General features: G+C 64.1%; 17 protein-coding genes. 11 read left to right on the top strand and 6 right to left on the bottom strand.

All coding sequences use genetic code 11. From position 1 onward, the window contains the following. Window positions 1-7: 7 nt before the first annotated feature. On the bottom strand, window positions 8-700 hold the full coding sequence (locus tag FS388_RS00090; protein ID WP_146338415.1) for a FadR/GntR family transcriptional regulator: 693 nt from the start codon (window positions 698-700) through the stop codon (window positions 8-10). A 207-nt stretch (window positions 701-907) separates the two neighbouring features. On the opposite strand from FS388_RS00090, the gene FS388_RS00085 reads away from it, so the two are divergent. From FS388_RS00085 to FS388_RS00050, 8 genes are all read left to right on the top strand, one after another. Then, on the top strand, window positions 908-2302 hold the full coding sequence (locus FS388_RS00085) for a GntP family permease (protein ID WP_146338412.1): 1395 nt from the start codon (window positions 908-910) through the stop codon (window positions 2300-2302). Window positions 2303-2313: 11 nt separating this feature from the next. Next, window positions 2314-3081 carry a glucose 1-dehydrogenase gene (locus tag FS388_RS00080; RefSeq protein ID WP_146341788.1) on the top strand — a complete coding sequence of 256 codons (768 nt, stop codon included), beginning with the start codon at window positions 2314-2316 and terminating at the stop codon, window positions 3079-3081. 26 nt (window positions 3082-3107) lie between these two features. Further along, window positions 3108-4112, top strand: a complete 1005-nt coding sequence (locus FS388_RS00075; RefSeq protein WP_146338409.1) for a zinc-binding dehydrogenase — start codon at window positions 3108-3110, stop codon at window positions 4110-4112. Window positions 4113-4485: 373 nt separating this feature from the next. Beyond that, a complete protein-coding gene (gene nrdH / locus FS388_RS00070) occupies window positions 4486-4731 on the top strand; it encodes a glutaredoxin-like protein NrdH (protein WP_146338406.1) in 246 nt (81 codons plus the stop codon). A gap of 19 nt (window positions 4732-4750) precedes the next feature. Next, window positions 4751-5188, top strand: a complete 438-nt coding sequence (gene nrdI / locus FS388_RS00065; RefSeq protein ID WP_246836228.1) for a class Ib ribonucleoside-diphosphate reductase assembly flavoprotein NrdI — start codon at window positions 4751-4753, stop codon at window positions 5186-5188. Next, entirely contained in the window at window positions 5155-7332 is a 2178-nt protein-coding gene (gene nrdE, locus FS388_RS00060) for a class 1b ribonucleoside-diphosphate reductase subunit alpha (RefSeq protein ID WP_146338400.1), read from the top strand. Before nrdI ends, nrdE begins: the two co-directional genes overlap by 34 nt. Before the next feature lie 104 nt (window positions 7333-7436). Next, window positions 7437-8429 (top strand): class 1b ribonucleoside-diphosphate reductase subunit beta, encoded by a 993-nt coding sequence (nrdF, locus tag FS388_RS00055; RefSeq protein WP_146338397.1) that lies wholly within the window; start codon window positions 7437-7439, stop codon window positions 8427-8429. 253 nt (window positions 8430-8682) lie between these two features. Further along, a complete protein-coding gene (locus FS388_RS00050; RefSeq protein ID WP_168198534.1) occupies window positions 8683-9786 on the top strand; it encodes an ATP-grasp domain-containing protein in 1104 nt (367 codons plus the stop codon). Window positions 9787-9809: 23 nt separating this feature from the next. On the opposite strand, the gene FS388_RS00045 is transcribed toward FS388_RS00050, so the two are convergent. Beyond that, the gene (locus tag FS388_RS00045) at window positions 9810-10205 is read right to left on the bottom strand and encodes an SRPBCC family protein (RefSeq protein ID WP_146338391.1); all 396 of its coding nucleotides are present in this window, start codon (window positions 10203-10205) and stop codon (window positions 9810-9812) included. Then, complete coding sequence (locus FS388_RS00040) at window positions 10202-11194, bottom strand: SRPBCC family protein (RefSeq protein WP_246836227.1); 993 nt, start codon at window positions 11192-11194, stop codon at window positions 10202-10204. Before FS388_RS00040 ends, FS388_RS00045 begins: the two co-directional genes overlap by 4 nt. A 297-nt stretch (window positions 11195-11491) precedes the next feature. On the opposite strand from FS388_RS00040, the gene FS388_RS00035 reads away from it, so the two are divergent. After that, on the top strand, window positions 11492-13243 hold the full coding sequence (locus FS388_RS00035; protein ID WP_168198533.1) for an OmpA family protein: 1752 nt from the start codon (window positions 11492-11494) through the stop codon (window positions 13241-13243). An 18-nt stretch (window positions 13244-13261) separates the two neighbouring features. Here the strand turns inward: FS388_RS00035 and FS388_RS00030 are convergent, their stop codons facing one another. Further along, window positions 13262-14149: a dihydrodipicolinate synthase family protein gene (locus FS388_RS00030; RefSeq protein WP_146338385.1), complete on the bottom strand. Its 888-nt coding sequence runs from the start codon at window positions 14147-14149 to the stop codon at window positions 13262-13264. Between the two features lie 257 nt (window positions 14150-14406). Here FS388_RS00030 and FS388_RS00025 point away from each other — a divergent pair, with 257 nt between their 5' ends. Beyond that, window positions 14407-14880 (top strand): glutathione peroxidase, encoded by a 474-nt coding sequence (locus tag FS388_RS00025; RefSeq protein WP_146338382.1) that lies wholly within the window; start codon window positions 14407-14409, stop codon window positions 14878-14880. Between the two features lie 13 nt (window positions 14881-14893). Here the strand turns inward: FS388_RS00025 and FS388_RS00020 are convergent, their stop codons facing one another. Both FS388_RS00020 and FS388_RS00015 read right to left on the bottom strand, forming a co-directional pair. Next, entirely contained in the window at window positions 14894-15868 is a 975-nt protein-coding gene (locus FS388_RS00020) for an IS481 family transposase (protein WP_146338379.1), read from the bottom strand. 115 nt (window positions 15869-15983) lie between these two features. Continuing rightward, entirely contained in the window at window positions 15984-17084 is a 1101-nt protein-coding gene (locus FS388_RS00015; protein WP_146338376.1) for an MFS transporter, read from the bottom strand. Window positions 17085-17230: 146 nt separating this feature from the next. On the opposite strand from FS388_RS00015, the gene FS388_RS00010 reads away from it, so the two are divergent. Beyond that, entirely contained in the window at window positions 17231-18124 is an 894-nt protein-coding gene (locus FS388_RS00010; protein ID WP_146338372.1) for a LysR family transcriptional regulator, read from the top strand. Window positions 18125-18499: the final 375 nt, after the last annotated feature.

The following is an 18499-nucleotide window of genomic DNA, read 5'->3' as shown; positions in this document are numbered from 1 at the left end:
GCCCGGCTCAGCCCAGGGTGCGCACTTCGTTCAGGATCGATTCGCAGTAGGCCCGCACGAACTTCTCGGCGGCCTCGGTGTCGCCCCTGACGATCGCGTTGGCGGCCTCGACGTGGTTGTGCAGTGATTCCTCCACGGGCTGCGCGGGGGTGAGCCCCGCGTTGTGGCGGCCGCTGAGCATCTCAGCCACGGGTTCCCTCAGTGCCGTGAGCATCAGGTTTCCGCATGCCTCTAAGAGGAGGTTGTGGAAGGCGATGTCCGCGGCGAGGTACTCCTCAGTGTCTCCTTTGCCTGCGTTCCCCAGGGTCTGCAGCACCTGGGCCAGTCGGCCCATCTCGGCGCGCGTCTCCTCTGTGGCGCGCAGGGCCGTCAGGCGGGCTGCTGCAGGCTCCACCGCCAGCCTCAGCTCGGTCAGCGCCACCAGCTGCTGGGGTCGGGCAGGGGAGTCCAGTCGCCAGGAGATGAGCGTCGAGTCCAGAGCGCTCCAGCGCGACATCGAGGTGACGGTCACGCCCACGCGACGCTTGGACTCGACCATGCTTTTGGACTCCAGCACGCGGACAGCCTCCCGGATCACGGTGCGGGACACCCGGTACTCCGCCTCGAGGCCTGCCAGGGTCAGCACAGTTCCCGGTGGGATCTCGCCGCCGGCGATGCGTCGTCCGAGGTCATCGAGCACGGAATCGTGTGAGGGCTGCAAGGGCTCTGCTTTCTGCTCGGGGGTCAGGGGACACGCTGACCGACTCCACACTATGGCGTCAGGATCACACGCGCTGACCACAGATGTGCCTAATGATTGCAAAAGGTATGACGTTTGTGGCAGGCTTCTGCCGTTCGGTCGTGTGACGGTTGCCACAGAAGTGCCTGCCGCTCATCACGAGATCCTGCAGATTCAACGGAGATTCTCATGGACGATTGGTCCCAGACAATGGGCACCGCGCCGCTGCTTGCCATCGCAGTGGGTGCCATCGCGCTCATTCTTCTTCTCATCATCAAGTTCAAGGTCCACGCCTTCATCACCCTGATCATCGTCTCGGCGCTCACCGCCGTGGTTGCCGGGGTGCCGATGGGTGCCGTGTTCGACGTCATGACCGACGGGTTCGGCTCCACACTTGCCGGGGTCGCCCTGCTGGTCGCCTTGGGCGCGATGCTGGGGCGGCTCATTGAGCATTCCGGCGGCGCCAAGGCACTCGCCGACGCCCTGATCTCAAGGTTCGGCGAGAAGCGTGCCCCGATGGCGCTGGGCATCGCCTCGCTGCTGCTGGGCTTCCCGATGTTCTTCGACGCCGGCCTGGTCATGATGCTTCCCATCGTGTTCGCCGTGGCGCGCCGCATCTCGGAGAAGTCCGTCCTGGTCTTCGGCATCCCCACTGCGGCCGCCTTCTCGGTCATGCACGTGTTCCTGCCGCCCCACCCTGGCCCTGTGACGGCGTCGAGCCCGGAGTTCTACGACGCCAACATCGGGCTGGTGCTGCTCATCGGTCTGATCATCGCCTACCCGCTGTGGCACGTGGCCGGCTACATGTGGGGCCGCTACGTCGGCGACCGCATCTTCATCCCCACCCCCACCATCTTCGGTGAGCGCGACGACGACCAGCCCTCCAACCCTCCCCGGGTCGGCACTGTCATCGGCCTGCTGCTGACCCCCATGGTCCTGATCCTGTTCAACACGGGACTGAACACCCTGGCCACCGAAGGTGTGGTCGACGGGGAGGACCTGTGGGTCGAAACCCTGAGCTTCTTCGGCAACTCCGGTATCGCCCTGCTGATCACCGTGCTCCTCGCCAGCTTCTTCCTCGGCTACCGCCGCGGAGAGAACGGCACCGCTATTGAGAAGCTGCTCGACTCCGCCCTGGGCCCCATCTGTTCGGTCATTCTGATCACCGGCGCCGGCGGCATGTTCGGCGGAGTCCTCCGGGCCTCCGGCATCGGCGAAGCCATCGCGGAGACCCTCTCCGGCACCGGCATGCCGGTGATCCTGGCGGCCTACCTCATCGCTGTCGCCATCCGTCTGGCTCAGGGCTCGGCAACCGTCGCCCTGGTCACCGCCGCAGGCCTGGCTGCCCCCGCCGTGATCGCAGGCGACTTCAGCGAGCTGCAGGTGGCCTGCATCGTGCTCGCCACCGCCGCCGGCTCGGTCTTCGCCGGGCACGTCAATGACTCCGGCTTCTGGCTGGTCGGCCGACTCATGGGTATGGACGTCAAGACCACCCTGAAGGTCTGGACCGTCCAGCAGGGCCTGCAGTCCCTCATCGGCTTCGGCATGGTCTCGGTGGTCTACGCGGGAGTCTCGCTGCTGTGACCGGATCACGAGTGAACCAGCTGTTCGACGTCACCGGCCGGCTCGTGCTGGTCACCGGCTCCTCCCGAGGTCTGGGCCGAGCGCTGGCCCTCACCCTCGCCGAGGCCGGTGCCCGGGTCATCCTCCACGGACGCAGCGCTGAGGCTCTGGCAGAGACCTCCCAGCTCATCGAGGAGAGCGGCCAGCGGTCGGCGGGCACAGTCCGCTTCGACGTCACCGACAAAGACGCCGTGAAGCAGGGGATCGCTGAGCTGATCCAGAACCACGGAGTCCCGGACATCGTGGTCAACAATGCGGGGCTGCAGCGACGGGCCCCGATCCACGAGTTCGACCCGGACGACTGGGACGCGGTGCTGGCCTCCAATCTCTCCAGCGCCTTCTACGTGTCCCGATTCGTCACGCCGGCCATGGTGGAGCGCGGCTCCGGCAAGATCATCAACATCGCCTCAGTCCAGTCGCACCTGGCTCGCCAGACCATCGCTCCCTACTCGGCGAGCAAGGGCGGCGTGGCGCAGCTGACCAAGGGGATGGCCGCCGATCTGGCCCGGCACAACATCCAGGTCAACGCTCTCTCGCCCGGGTACTTCGCGACCGAGATGAATCGGGACCTGGTGGAGAACGAGACCTTCGACTCCTGGCTGCGGGCTCGCACCCCAGCGGGACGATGGGGCAGCTTCGATGAGCTGGCCGGCGCCCTGCTGTTCCTCTCATCGGATGCGTCGAGCTTCGTCTCGGGGCAGAACATCTTCGTCGACGGCGGCATGACAGCCGTGGTCTGATCCTCGGCACCCAGAAAGGACGCCCCATGCGTGCGCTGTATATCGATGCGGCTGAGAAGGCCGCCGTCAGAACCGTGGAGGCTCCACAGCCGAAGACGGGTGAGGTGCTGATCAATGTGGAGTATGTGGGGATCTGCGGGTCGGATCTGCACTACTTCTATGAGGGAGCCAACGGGGAGTTCACCGTCCGCGAGCCGCTGATCCCTGGACACGAGCTCAGCGGGCGCGTGGCCGAGGACCCGTCCGGCAGGTTCGAGGCGGGCCAGCCCGTCACGGTCCACCCGGCGAGGTTCGGCCAGCAGCAGGCCGAGTACCCCGACAGTCCGCATCTGTGGCCTGGAGGCTCATACCTGGGCAGCGCCTCGACCTGGCCGCACACCCAGGGCGCGGCATCGGAACAGCTGCTGGTGGCCGCCGACATGGTGGTGCCGCTGCCGGATGCGCTCTCGGTGCGCCGGGCTGCGCTGGCAGAGCCGCTGGCGGTAGCGCTCCACGGCGCGGGCCGTGCGGGAGATCTCACCGGCAGGAAGGTGTTCGTCTCCGGCGCAGGGCCGATCGGCCTGCTGGCGCTGGTGGCGGCCCGTGCCCGAGGAGCCGCCGTGGTGCATGTCGGCGACGTGCTCGAGGGGCCCTTGGACCGGGCTCGAGCCATGGGGGCTGATGAGGTCATCAATGTGGCAGAGCAGGCCGTGCCGGTCAGTGCCTACGACGTCGTCCTGGAGTGCTCAGGGGCGGCACCTGCGATCTCCACGGCCTTGGCGGCCGCCAGGCCTGCAGGCACTGTGGTGCAGGTGGGAATGGTGCCCGGCCAGGCGCGCCCGGTGAGCCTGGCGCCCTATATCTCCAAGGAGCTGACGCTTCTGGGCACGTTCCGCTTCAAGGACGAAATCCACGAGGCCGTGCGGATCCTCGCCGACGACGATGCAGCAGATGCGCTCCTGACGCATGAATTCGGCCTCGACGAGGCCGAGGCGGCCTTTGCGGCGGCCCGCGACGCTCAGAGCAGCGGAAAGGTGCTTCTGCGCCTGTAGTTCCAGCCTGCGAAAATGGGGTCCCTGCCACATCATGTGGCGGGGACCCTTGCCGTTCGCACCACATGTTGTGGCGACACGCCCGGCCTGGGTTGGGGATCAGAAGAGTGCACACCTGTGGAGGACAGGTGCAGGAGAGCCATGGATCCGCGGTATTGCGCTGAAAGGCCCTCCACAGGTCCTGTGCAGTTCGGTGTGGGGAACTACATCGATGTGAGTACATCATCTAGTGGTTGGTGACGGGGCCAAACCCAAGATGTAGTATTGAGCAAGTCCGCAGGGAACAGGGCGAAGAGCCGCCTGGTCACCGCGGATCCGGTTTTATTCCGCACCACGTTTTATCCCGCAGCAAATGGATCGAGGAGTCTTCCCCATGAGCGTCACCGTCTACACCAAGCCGGCATGCGTCCAGTGCAACGCCACCTACCGCGCTCTCGACAAGAACGGCGTGGCCTACAAGACCGTCGACATCTCCCAGGACGCTGAGGCTCTCGAGCGGGTTCGCGCTCTGGGCTACATGCAGGCCCCCGTCGTCATCACCGACGCCGACCACTGGTCCGGCTTTCGCCCCGACAAGATCAGCGAGCTGGCTGCCGAAGCGCAGGCAGTCGCAGCCTGACGATCCAGCAGGAGTTCCTGTGCTCACCTCAGCCACGCTGATCTACTTCTCGTCGGTGTCGAACAACACGCACCGGTTCGTGGAGAAGCTGGGCCTGCCTGAGGGCGAGACGGCGCGGCTGCCGCTGCGCACCACCGAGGAGACTCTGCAGGCCACTGAGCCGTTCGTCCTGGTCACTCCCAGCTATGGGGCAGACGGCGGCAAGGGCTCAGTGCCCAAGCAGGTCATCACGTTCCTCAATGTGGAGTCCAACCGGCGGCTGCTGCGCGGCGTCATCGGGTCCGGCAACACGAATTTTCAGGAGAGCTACTGCGTTGCAGGCGACATCATCGCCGCCAAATGCAGCGTGCCGCACCTGTACCGCTTTGAACTCATGGGCACTGAGAGGGACGTCTCGACAGTGCTGAAGGGATTGGAAGAATTTTGGAAACAGCAGTCAAGCCTCTCAGCCGCGTAGCCGAACCGGCACTCGCCAAGAGCGTCCCCCCGCAGTGGGAGGGCCTGAGCTACCACGAGCTCAACGCCATGCTGAACCTCTACGGCCCGGACGGCAAGATCCAGTTCGAGGCCGATCAGCTGGCTGCGCGCAAGTACTTCCTGGACAACGTGAACACCAACACGGTGTTCTTCCACGACCTCGATGAGAAGCTCAACTACCTCGTAGAGAACGACTACTACGAGCCTGAGACTCTCGAGCAGTACTCCCGCGAGTTCGTGCGACGCCTGTGGGATGAGGCCTACGCCTACAAGTTCCGCTTCCCCACCTTCCTGGGCGCCTTCAAGTTCTACACGTCGTACGCGCTGAAGACCTTCGACGGCAACCGCTTCCTGGAGCGGCTCGAAGACCGCGTGTGCATGGTCGCGCTGCACCTGGGCCAGGGTGACGAGCATCTGGCCACCCGCATCATGCAGGAGATCATCTCCGGACGATTCCAGCCGGCGACTCCCACGTTCCTGAACTCGGGCAAGAAGCAGCGCGGCGAGCTGGTCTCCTGCTTCCTGCTGCGCATCGAAGACAACATGGAGTCCATCGCCCGCGGCATCAACTCCGCCCTGCAGCTCTCCAAGCGCGGCGGGGGAGTGGCGCTGTCGCTGACCAACGTGCGTGAGCACGGCGCCCCCATCAAGCAGATCCAGAACCAGTCCTCGGGCGTCATCCCGGTGATGAAGCTGCTGGAGGACTCGTTCTCCTACGCGAACCAGCTCGGAGCCCGCCAGGGCGCCGGTGCCGTGTACCTCAGCGCCCACCACCCGGACATCCACCGGTTCCTCGACACCAAGCGGGAGAACGCGGACGAGAAGATCCGGATCAAGACCCTCAGCCTCGGCGTCGTGGTCCCGGACATCACGTTCGAGCTCGCCAAGCGCAATGAGGACATGTACCTCTTCAGCCCGTACGACGTGGAGCGCGTCTACGGCACCCCGTTCAGCGAGATTTCGGTGACGGAGAAGTACTACGAGATGGTCGACGACGGCCGGATCCGCAAGACCAAGATCAACGCTCGCGAGTTCTTCCAGACCCTCGCTGAGATCCAGTTCGAGTCCGGCTACCCGTACATCATGTTCGAGGACACGGTGAACCGGGCCAACCCGATCGACGGCCGGATCTCGATGTCGAACCTGTGCTCCGAGATCCTGCAGGTCTCTGAGCCTTCGGTCTACGAGGCTGACCTGGGGTACGCGCAGATCGGCAAGGACATCTCCTGCAACCTGGGCTCGCTGAACATCGCCAAGACGATGGACTCGGTGGACTTCGGCCAGACCATCGAGACGGCCATCCGCTCCCTGACTGCGGTCTCGGACATGTCTTACATCGATTCGGTCCCTTCGATCGCTGAGGGCAACCGGCGCAGCCACGCCATCGGCCTGGGTCAGATGAACCTGCACGGCTACCTGGCGCGCGAGCGGGTCCACTACGGCTCAGAAGAGGGCTTGGACTTCACCAACATCTACTTCTACACGGTGCTGTACCACTGCCTGCGGGCGTCGAACCTGCTGGCGAAGGAGACGGGCCGGGCCTTCGACGGCTTCGAGCGCTCCCAGTACGCCTCGGGCGAGTTCTTCGACAAGTACACCGATGAGTCGTGGGAGCCGAAGACGGAGAAGGTGCGTCAGCTGTTCGGCCACGTGACCCTGCCGACTCAGGCGGACTGGCGTGAGCTGAAGGCTGAGGTGCAGAAGCACGGCATCTATAACCAGAACCTGCAGGCTGTGCCGCCGACGGGCTCGATCAGCTACATCAACAACTCGACCTCGTCGATCCACCCGGTGGCGTCGCCGATCGAGATCCGCAAAGAGGGCAAGCTGGGCCGCGTGTACTACCCGGCGCCGTATCTCACCAACGAGAACCTGGAGTACTACCAGGACGCGTACGAGATCGGCTACGAGAAGATCATCGACACCTACGCTGCAGCCACCCAGCATGTTGACCAGGGGTTGAGCCTGACACTGTTCTTCAAGGACACGGCGAGCACCCGTGACATCAACAAGGCGCAGATCTACGCGTGGAAGAAGGGCATCAAGACCCTCTACTACATCCGTCTGCGGCAGCTGGCCCTCGAGGGCACAGAGGTCGAAGGCTGCGTCTCCTGCATGCTGTAGCCCTCCCTGCGCGCTGAGCGCGGAGAGCATTGGTTTTCGAGAACATACACAGGCCCCGCCGTCGGCGCCGGCCGTGAGAGATCATCACACGAGCTGAAGGAACTATGACGACATCAGCAGAGGCGCAGACCGTTTCGGGTCTGCTGGACCACGTCGACGCGATCAACTGGAATCGTCTGCAGGACGAGAAGGACGGCGAGGTCTGGAATCGCCTGGTCAATAACTTCTGGCTGCCTGAGAAGGTGCCGGTGTCCAACGATGTGCAGTCCTGGGCGACTCTCACGGAGGAGGAGAAGACCCTCACCATGCGGGTCTTCACCGGCCTGACCCTGCTGGACACCATCCAGGGCACTGTCGGCGCGGTGGCGCTGATCCCGGATTCGCTGACCCAGCATGAGGAGGCGGTGCTCACCAACATCGCCTTCATGGAGTCAGTCCACGCGAAGTCCTACTCGCAGATCTTCTCCACCCTGTGCTCCACCAAGGAGATCGACGAGGCATTCCGTTGGTCCCGGGAGAACGAGAACCTGCAGCGCAAAGCTCAGATCGTCATGGACTACTACCACGGCAACGATGGGCTCAAGAAGCGGGTGGCCTCGACCATCCTGGAATCCTTCCTCTTCTACTCCGGCTTCTACCTGCCGATGCACTGGTCCTCGCGGGCCAAGCTGACGAACACCGCGGACATCATCCGGCTGATCATCCGTGATGAGGCCGTCCACGGCTACTACATCGGCTACAAGTACCAGCGGGCGCTGGAGCAGGAAAGCCCGGAGCGTCAGGAGGAGCTGAAGGCCTACACCTACGACCTCCTCATGGAGCTCTACGAGAACGAGATTCAGTACACCGCGGACCTCTATGACGGTGTGGGCATGACGGAGGACGTGAAGAAGTTCCTCCACTACAACGCCAACAAGGCACTGATGAACCTCGGCTACGAGGCCATGTTCCCGCCCGAGCTCACGGAGGTGAACCCCGCGATCCTCTCGGCCCTGAGCCCCAACGCCGACGAGAACCACGACTTCTTCTCCGGCTCCGGCTCCAGCTACGTCATCGGCAAGGCCGTCGAGACCGAGGACGACGACTGGGACTTCTGAGATTGATGTCCTGAGTTGTCGCCGTAAGGCCTGATAAGGGGGCCCGGATCCGCAGTTTTCTGCAGGTCCGGGCTCTTCTGTGACCAAAGCCAAACCGTCAGGCTCTAGGTCGCAGCAACTCAGCCATGGTTGAAGCCCCCTAGACTTACCCTAGGACGCCTGCGCCCCCGGCCGTCTACCCATGGAACGAAACCTAGGGCGCTTCGATGAGAGGTCAAAGACGATCGTAGAGCTAGAAGAAACCCGAAAGTACTTGCTCGAGCAGGGCATCAAGGCTGGACTCACCACCACCCTGCTGGCCAACCGGGCCATGGAAAAGGGCGTCCCCATATTTGCGGACCACAGGAACCGGCTCATTATGAAAGCGGGCAATCGCCGTGTCCGGTTCGAAGGCGCACACTCCAACCTCAACGACCGTCTTGCCCGGCGCTGCACACGCTACAAAGACGTGACCACCCGCCTTCTGCTCAACGAAGGTGTGCGCGCACCGGAGAACGTCGCGTTCGGACGTGACCAGCTCCACGAGGCCTGGAGCTGGGCGTCGCATCAGACACCCGTAGTGGTTAAGCCGCACAACGGGAGAATGGGCGCCTCCGTGCACATCGGCATCAATGACTTCTCCGAGTTCGAAAAGGCGTTCCACGACGTGGCAGAGCAGTCTGAGTACGTCCTGGTCGAGCGATTCGTCGACGGTGTGGAGCACCGCGTCCTCCTCATCTCCGGAAAGGTTGCGGCCGCCGCCAGGCGAGTTCCCGCCAACGTCATCGGCGACGGCACCTCCACCGTGACGGAACTGGTCGATGAGAAGAACCGGCTCAGGACCGAGTCGCAGAACCCCGTCCACTACCAGATCCTTGTGGACGACATCGTCGTCAAGGAACTGGCGAAGCAGCAGCTGGCACTGGATTCGGTCCCGGAAGACGGCCAGCAGGTGTGGCTGCGGCCGAACTCGAACGTACATAGCGGCGGAGACGGAGTCGACGCGACCGACGAACTGACCGAAGAGGAGATCGCCCTGGCCGAATCCGTGGCCCAAGCAATCCCAGGACTGCGCGTGGCAGGAATCGACATGCTTCTTCCCCGCAACGGCAACGGCGAGAAGCCCTACGTGCTCGAGGTCAACAGCAACGCCATGATCACCGGCCACCACTATCCATGGGTGGGCCAGAGCAGAGACGTCGCCAGCATGCTGATCGACTCCATGTTTGCCGATGCATCGGCGGGTGAGAAAGCACCCCTGCGAGAAGCCGACCCCGCCATCGTGCAGCCGGCCCCCGACAACGCATCGCAGCTGCGCAAGAAGGCCCGTGCACTTCGGCGCCGACTGCAGGGGCAGAAGTCTGCTAAGCCCGAATAGCGTGCCTCACCCGATGCATCGCCTCAGACGCCTTCATCCAGCAGCGCCCTCAGCTGTTCCAGATCCTGCCTGACCGCGGCGGCGTCCCGCTCGAACTCCTCATCAGTGAGGTCCCGTTGGCGGAGCGTGAAGACGACCTCAGAACCCTGGGGGTGAGTGACAACCCGCAGAGGATTGTGCACCACCTGTCCGGAGGGCAGCCGTACGTCATGATCCAGGACGCCGAATGCATTCTGGGGCGCAAACGTGATGGACACCTCGCCCATCGGGGAGTGAGTCACCAGAGCGGAGCCTTCTCTGCGGACATCGCTCTGGGCCAGTCCGGCCGCCCACCGCGGCAAATTGTCCGGATCAGCAGCGAACGCATAGACCTCACCAGCATCGCGTTCGAGCACCACACTGATGTGGAGGCTCCTCATCGTGCCAGCACGTTTTCCAGGCGGGAGTAGGTGATCTCCATTCCGTCAGTCATACCCGTTCCCAAAACCATATCGCGCTGTTCGGCACTGGCGTATGTGATCACCAGTGACAGCAGCGTCCCACCCCCGACGGGGATGAAGGTCTGCACATTGCGAGCAGGAGGACCTTCGATTCCCTCCATGCTCTCCAGGGATACTTCCCGCCGCGGCGGCACACTCTCGAGGAGCTCACCCCCGATCGCGAAGGTGCGGCCCTCCACGCCCGGGCTGGGCTCGAACACGTACCGGTAGTGCTCGCCGCCGTCCACGGCTGGAGTGCACTCGGAAATGGACCAGCCCTCAGGCCCATACATCCATCGGCGTATCAGCTCTGAATCGTGGTGGGCGTGCCACACCTGCTGGAGAGTGCCGCGGAGCACCCTGGTGATCCGAACCCGATCGTCCCCTATCAGGGTCCATTCGAGTGCCCTTCCGGGGGCGAAGGTCACCAGGTCCGAGACGACCTGGTCTATCTGAGCCATAGCAGCCTTTGTGCCCTCGACGACTCCCATAGAGACCAACTTCCCCATGGCCTCCGAAGAGGGGAAAGTGGCGCTGCTGGTGAGCCGTGAGCCGTCCGGCGTCTCGTCGAATGCGAAGAGCACCCGAACCGACGGCATATCGGACGAGGGCTCGCCATCCTCGGCAGTCCAGCCGTCCTGCACCTCGAAAGAATGTCCTTCTTCCACGGCGAGGAATTCCCAGAAGCAGAACGAGCGCGTGCCGTCCGGACCCGTCATGAAGTACTCGCTGCGCCCGCCGGGAAAGAGATCATGCCGGGTAAAGGTTGCCGGGTATCCCGGCGGTCCCCAGAATCTCTCGATCTGGCGAGGGTCGGCGTATGCATCCCACAGTCGACGCACCGGAACGGGAAAGTCAGCGACGACGTTCATCGTCAGGCGCTCAGAGTCTGTGGTGACGGAGATGACGGGCATGGTGCTGGCTTTCACGGTCGGGGAGCGGGACCGTCTTCGGCAACAGCGCATATAGCCGGCTGATGCGCATGTGTCAGAGGCGTTCGTACGCGTCCAATGTGGTCTGTGCCCTGCGGATTGCGCCGGAGTTATTTCAGATTAGGCCGCTCAAACACCTTGGTCAATAAGGTCTATATCGGTTCGGTGACGGCCATCATTGCGCATATGCGGCTATATTCATCGAGTCGGATGCAACTTTTCCGCCGCTGCGGGCGACTCATGGGCAGCACCCCCGTGGTGGTCTCCACAGAACGAGCCACGAGAAGAGGACCGATGATTCTTAAGAACCAGTCCGTCACGATCAGCGCCGCCGCACTCGCAGCACTTTTGGCCCTGGCGGCCTGCGGCTCTGAGGAGCAGGCCTCCTTCGAAGATGCAGATCCCACCGGCAGTCCCGAACCCGCGGAGGAAACAGGTCAGACCGAGCCGGACGCTGCCGAGGGCCAGGACTCAGAGGAGAGCATCGAACCTACTGATCCGGAGACCTCTGGGGCCGAGGGAGTTGCGGCATCGGCGACGTTCTTCCCGCACTATGGTGGGCGCCTCTCAGGCGATGTGACGTTGGAGGCCGTCATCGGGCCAGTGGTGCGCGACGGTGATCTGGCGGCCCTCCCCATGGACTTCGACTACCAGGAGGGCGAAGACACGCTGAGCACCATGAACATCCTCCACGGCCTCGCCGGAGTGGCCGACGGCAGCCGAGCCGGCGGCCAGGTGCGACTGATCGACCCCGAAGCGATGACTGCGGCCGAGCTGGCAAGGTCGGAGCAGGGCGAAGGCAGCATCGCGGCCGCGTCCGGTTCCTCTGGTGACCGCGCTGCAGGAAGTGCTGAACCTGGCGACACGCTGAACTGGTACGGCATCTTCGCCGCACCCGAGAGCGATACGGTCAGCGTTCTCCTGCCGCACTTCGGCCTGGTGTCCGGCGTCCCCGTCGTAGAGGGCGATCTGAACGAGGCCAACTCCACCGACGAGAGCCTCGACCCCACGGATGTGACCGGTCAGAGCCACGAGCTGGTGAGCTGGCGCGACACCCCCGAGTACACCGTCGAGGTCGAAGGGGATGAGACGACCGTCAGCCTGCCCTCCGACGTGCTCTTCGACGTCGACTCCTCGGAGCTGACCTCCGACGCGGAGGAGGCGCTCGAGACCGCGGCGGAAGAGATGGCCGGCACCGAGGGCGGAGAGCTGCGGATCGTCGGGCATACCGACGACGTGCTGGACGAGGAGTACAACCAGGCGCTGTCAGAGGAGCGAGCCGAGGCTGTGCATGATCAGCTGGAGGAGATCGCCGATCTCGAGGCGTTCGATGACGTGTCCGTCACGGGGGAGTCCTTCCGTGAACCCATCGCGGACAACAACTCTGAGGAGGGCCGTGCCATGAACCGGCGGGTGGAGCTGCATTTCACCACGGTGACCGAGCCTGCCGAGCGGGCGGTGGAGGGAGAGCTTCCTGAACCGGAAGGACCCGTCGGAACTGCTGACGAGAGCATCACCGTCAACGCAGGTGACAGCGGGCCCCACGCCGACGAGGAGGTCATTCTCAGCGTGGACTCGCTGGAGCGGCATGATGGCCTGATTGTGGCGGGCATCCGGGCCGAGGCGACCGAGGAGGGTGCGAACCTGAACTGGCCCTTCGCCCTTGGGGCCGGAGGAGCGCACCGGGCTGGCGTCAGCCAAGTCGCTTCGGTGGACCTGCCGTACTTGGTAGCAGGGGACCACTGGGTCGAACCGCTGCGGTACTTCGTCACCGACGTGGAGGTCGACGAAGAGGATCCCGAAGAGTCCGACGTCTCCGGCCGGGACTATCACCGGCTCACCGACGTGCTCTTCGGCTCGTACCGGGACTATGACGAAGGTGACTCGGCAGTCGCCTACCTGGTCTACCCGGATGTTGAAGGCGAGGAGCTGACCCTGGAGTCACCGGGCGAGCACGAAGGCACCGACTGGTTCCTTCGCCAGGTCGGGGTCAACCCCTGGCGCTTCGAAGACGTCCCGGTCACAGAATCCGACCTGCCGGAGTGACGAAGAGCCCGATGCCTTTCACCAGACAAGGCTCTTAAGAGCCGCATCGACTTTCTGGCGCTCTGCCTCGTCCAGTCCACGGATGGGCAGGGGCAGGCAGCTCTGTGGTGCCAGGTTGAGCTGTTCGGCGATGGCGGCGGCGACTCGGAGGCTGCCGCGTTTCCTGAAAAGCTCCCACAGCGGGGTAAGCCCTTCGGATTCTTCCTGAGCTCGGTCGGTCTGCCCTTGCTGCACAGCGCGAGTGATGCGCAGAGCAGGCTCTGGAAGGATGCCCGCGATCACGGAGTACCAGATATCGGCCCCGGCGATCAGGCCAGTGGCCGCAGTCGGATCCCCAGAGACCCCAACAGTCACATCATCTGGTAAGACGGCCCGCACGTCACGTATCCGCTGCCGCGCCCCATCAATGTCGTGGGGGACCGGTGGGATCTTGATGGAGGCGATGCCGGCCAGTTCGGCGATGCGTCCGTAGAGTTCAGTGCTGAAGCTGAAGTGGGTGGTGCCAGGGTTGTCGTAGACGACCACGGGCACTGAAGCCTCCCGAGTGACAGCGCGAAAGAGGCAGAAGACCTCATCGTCGGTCAGCGTCTGATAGCTGACCGGAGCCAGCAGCAAAGCCTGCGCCCCCGCCTGCTGTGCCGCCTCGGCGTGGGCAAGCACATGGGACGTCCGAAGCGCGCCGATCCCCGCGAAGACCGGGGTCTCACCGGCTTGTTCCACCGCAAGCTCCACCACACGGGCGCGTTCGGCAGCAGTGAGGTAGGCATAGGAGCCGGTGGAGCCCAGAGCCGTGATCGAATCCGCCCCGGCAACGACCAGGCGTTGGATCAGGCCAATGAATGCAGCCTCATCCACGGCGTCATTATTCAGTGGGGTGAGGGGGAATGCGCTGAGGCCGGTAAACATGGTGCGTCTCCTTCGTCGATACCTGGAGCTTCTCAGACGGAATGGGCGTGACATGGGCAGTCAGCGGCGACCTCCACGTTGCGCGGCAGTCCCCTCACCAGGGCTGCTGCAGGTTCCAACGCCATGAGCGTGCCGAAGACTGCGGCGGTCATACGACGCGGGGCGGTCCTAGGTATGGATACTAGCGTCTCGCGGCACAGCTGAAGGCCTGATGAAGGCCCCTCCCGCCCGACCCCTGCGGGTGAGACAATTCACCTATGACCAAGCTCGCGGACTTCACCGCCACCACATTGCAGGGCGAGGAACGAGCTCTCGCCGACTTCGACGGTGATGTGGTGCTGGTGGTCAACACCGCCTCCAAGTGCGGCCTCGCGCCTCAGTTCGAAGGCCTGCAGAAGCTCTACGACACCTACCAGGAGCGTGGGCTGACCATTCTCGGCTTCCCCTCCAACGATTTCGCCCAGGAGTCCGGGGACAGCGGTGAGATCGGGGAGTTCTGCCAGGTCAACTACGGGGTCAGCTTCCCGATGTTCGACAAGGTGCACGTCAACGGCAAGCACACGCACCCTCTTTACCAATGGCTCAAGGACGAGCGCTCTGGTCTCCTCGGCGGAACCATCAAATGGAACTTCACCAAGTTCCTGATCAATCGCGATGGGGAAGTCGTCCAGCGGTTCTCGCCTCAGACCAAACCTGAAGACCTCGCCGAGCCCATCGAAGCGGCCCTCTAGGTGTACTCGGCCGTTAGGTTGTTGACAGTCGGCTGGTCGGTGGAAGACCGTCGAGTGCGGTGTGGCGGCGTTGATTGTTGTAGACCTCGAGCCAGGGGGCAAGAGCGGCGGCGCGTTCAGCGTTGTTGAGGAAGACCTGCCGGTAGGCCCACTCAGTTTGCAGGGTGCGGTTGAACCGTTCGACTTTGCCGTTCTGCCAAGGGCAGTGAGGTTTGATGAACTTGTGTCTGGCATCAAGGACACTGATCGCTGCCGCCACCTCTGCTGAGTGCCGGTAGGAGAAGTGGTTATCGGTGATGACTCGCTGGATCCGGGTGATGCCATGGCCTGCGAAGTAGTCGGCTGCACGAAGGATGAATCCCGCGCAGGTGGCGCCCTTCTCGTCAGCCAGGATCTCGGAGTAGGCCAGCCGGGAGTGGTCATCGACCATCGAATGCACGTAGTCGTAGCCGATCCGGGCTCGCTTCTTCGCCGCTGATGAGCCCATCTGGCGGCCATGGGCTTTCCATCCTCCGCCGTCGGGGATCTTGCCGATCTTCTTGACATCGACATGGACCAGTTCCCCGGGCCGGTCGCGTTCGTAGCGGACCGTGGTGGTCTTCGAGGACCGGATCACTTCCCCGGTCAGCGGGTCGCAGTCGCGCAGATAGGGCATCGCGTGCCGGCGCAGAACCCGTGAGACCGTTCGGGCTGGGACGCCCAGCTCGGGGCCGATCCAGTCCTGGCCACGGCGTTGCTGGATGCGCATGGCCACGATGACTTCCTCAGTCTGGGCCGGGGTCTGTCGTGGACGGTGGCGCGGCCGAGAGGAGCGATCGTGGAGACCGGGCCAGCCTTCTTCGCGGAAGCGGTTGATCCACCGGTGGGCGCACTGACGGGAGACACCTTGGGCCTTGGCTGCGTGAGCGACTGCCCAGCCTTGTTCACAGACACGCTCAACAAGCAGTTGCCGACCACGGGCATTGAGTCGGGCGTTACGGTGGGACACGGGAGACCTCCGGACGGTAGACGACTTAGACATCGCCCACCGCACCCGGAGGTCTCCTCTACGTCAATGACCCGACCGGAGTGTCACCAACCTCGTGGCCGAATACATCTAGGCCTCAGTCTCGACCAGCAAGCCACTGGACCAGCAGCGCCGTGATGCCCACAGCGAAGCTCATCATCAGAAACGCGTCGGCGTAACCGGCAACGCCGATGAGCCAGCCCAGGCCCAAGGCTCCGGCTCCGAGCCCGCCGTCGTAAGCCATGTTCCAGAGGGTGCTCGCAGTGCCAGAACGTGAGGGCCCAAGGCGGTGCACGATCAGCACGAACGAGTCATTCTGACCAGCGCCGAAGCCGAGACCCACCAGGCCCGCCCCGACAAGAAGGACCCAGGGAGCATCCCGGAGCGCTTCCGAGGTGAGCGCAAGACCCCCGGCCACCAGCAGCGCGGATATGAGGAGAAGACTTCCCGGCGGGATCCGTCCACCCAGCACGCCCGCAGCAAGCCGACCCGCGATCAATGCGACCGAAGCCACCAGCAGTGCCAGAGAGACCTGCCCGGCAGCGGGACCAGCAACAGGCAGAAACGTTGACGCCGCACCGAAGGCTGCCGCCGTGAGCAAAAACAGTCCCATGGGAGAGGCAATGCGTCGAAGATCGCGAAACGACACCTGAGCAAACCTGCCACGGGCCTGACTCGGAAGCAGAACGGAGATGGCTGCAGCAGCTATGCACCCCACTCCTGCGAGACAGAACACGACTCCGAAGCCGAACCTCTCAGCCGCCCAGACACCGCCGGCCAACGCGGCCACATTGGGGAGCGCCGCCGCAGTGCCGTACAGCGACGCCGAAGCCGAGAGGCGGCCGGCCCGAGCAAGGTCAGCCGCTAATGCAGCACCCGCGATGACCACCAAAGCAAAACCGGCTCCGCGCACCACGGTCAGAGCCAAGACAGTCCACATCTCTGTCGACAGCACGTAGAGCGGGGCGGGAGCCCCTAGGAGAAGCGCTCCAAAGATCATCATCCCGCGCAAGCGGAAGAGCCTGAAGATCAACGGCGCCGCACATTGGGCGCTCACCGTGGCCGCCATCATCACCGCCGTCGTGCTTCCCACCGCAAGCCCTCCGGCACCCCCCGAGGAAGCCCACATCGGGACCACCGGCAACAGCGCAGCGTAGTTCAGAAACGCGAGAAACGTGACGATGAGCAGCACCGGCATTCCCCCGGTGGGTGCATCGGCACCTGACGCTGCGTCGTTGTGGGGAGGCCCCGAGCTGTTCATGGTTCAAGAGTCAGACCTGAGGCGGTATCGTGTCTAACGATGAATCATGATCCTATCCATCGAAAACGCCGATAAGGAGACCTGTGGATACGCGACTCCTGCGCAGCTTCCTTGCGGTCGCGCACCTGAACAGCTTCACCGAAGCGGCTCTGGAACTGAGGCTGACCCAGTCCACAGTGACCAGTCATCTCCAAAAGCTGGAGAGCCAGCTGGGAACCAGGCTGCTGGACCGTCTGCCCGCAGGAGTCCAGGTCACAGACGCCGGGGCGCGACTCATCCCCCGCGCCGAGGATGTCCTGAACGCCGAGAGCAACCTCAAAGCCCTCGCGGGTCATGACAAGGGGACTATTGCTGGCACTGTACGGATCGTGGCTCCGGAATCGCTGTGCACCTACCGTCTTCCCGGTGTCGTGCTCGCCCTGCGGGAGTCAGCACCAGAGATCGACATCTGGCTGGCTCCGGCTGGAATCGACCAGGCCGTCGACGAGGTCCGGCGCGGAAGCGCGGATCTCGCTCTGACACTGGAGCCGAGCCTGCGCCACTCGGAGCTGAAAGCCGAACGGCTCGGCCGGGAGCCCCTGGTACTGGTCGGCAGCCCCGACGACGATTCTCACGGTGACTCGCTGACGTGGCCCGAGCTTGCCGCCCGAGATGCCCTTCTGATCGAGGAAGGCTGCGGATACAGCGACAGCATCGCTGCCAGCCTCCGGCAGCAAGGCGGCACGGCCGGACGGCGCTCCCACTTCGGCAGCATCGAGGCCATCAAGAGGTGTGCGGCCGTCGGGCTGGGCTGGGCCGCGCTGCCGAAGATCGCAGCCGCCGAACAGATCAGCAGCGGGACCCTCCCGGTGCTCGATGGCCCGCCCCTGCCGGACTGCGACGTGCACGCGCTGTTCCACCCGCGCCGAGACCTCACTCCGGCGACTGAAGCCGTCCGCCAGAAGCTGCGGGATGCCTGGAGCGACGCTTCCGCCTAGTTGTAGTCCCGCAGCCACGAAGGTTCGAGCGGTCACGCTCCCGTGACGACCATACGCATTAGCGAACGTGTAGATTAGCTAATTGGTGACTACCAGTGCGCACGGCCGGAAGGTGTCGAAACGATGAGCAGAAGTATTCTCGCGCCCAGCATCCACGGGAGAGTCGAAGCGCGTCGCGATCCCATCGACGTGCCGTCAGACCGGTGGAGCTCACAAGCCGCACGGGGGCCACGGTCTTCCGGCAGTCGGATCCCAGAGCCCTACCTCTTCGGCAGCGCCATTTTCCGTGTCGCCGAAGCCACGCGATGGGAGCCCCACAGCCACGAGGACCACGAGATGCTGTGGCCTCTCACCGGATCACTCGAGGTGGAGGCC

This window comes from Nesterenkonia sp. NBAIMH1, assembly GCF_007922635.1.
Classification (GTDB): Bacteria; Actinomycetota; Actinomycetes; order Actinomycetales; family Micrococcaceae; genus Nesterenkonia; species Nesterenkonia pannonica.
This window is presented reverse-complemented; position numbering and strand designations above follow the sequence as displayed.

Coding starts and splice junctions, on each gene's coding strand:
- FS388_RS00025 (WP_146338382.1), top strand. CDS start 14,407: ATGACCAAGCTCGCGGACTTCACCGCCACCACATTGCAGGGCGAGGAA.
- FS388_RS00075 (WP_146338409.1), top strand. CDS start 3,108: ATGCGTGCGCTGTATATCGATGCGGCTGAGAAGGCCGCCGTCAGAACC.
- nrdF (WP_146338397.1), top strand. CDS start 7,437: ATGACGACATCAGCAGAGGCGCAGACCGTTTCGGGTCTGCTGGACCAC.
- FS388_RS00015 (WP_146338376.1), bottom strand. CDS start 17,084: ATGCCGGTGCTGCTCATCGTCACGTTTCTCGCGTTTCTGAACTACGCT.
- FS388_RS00085 (WP_146338412.1), top strand. CDS start 908: ATGGACGATTGGTCCCAGACAATGGGCACCGCGCCGCTGCTTGCCATC.
- FS388_RS00035 (WP_168198533.1), top strand. CDS start 11,492: ATGATTCTTAAGAACCAGTCCGTCACGATCAGCGCCGCCGCACTCGCA.
- nrdH (WP_146338406.1), top strand. CDS start 4,486: ATGAGCGTCACCGTCTACACCAAGCCGGCATGCGTCCAGTGCAACGCC.
- FS388_RS00045 (WP_146338391.1), bottom strand. CDS start 10,205: ATGAGGAGCCTCCACATCAGTGTGGTGCTCGAACGCGATGCTGGTGAG.
- FS388_RS00030 (WP_146338385.1), bottom strand. CDS start 14,149: ATGTTTACCGGCCTCAGCGCATTCCCCCTCACCCCACTGAATAATGAC.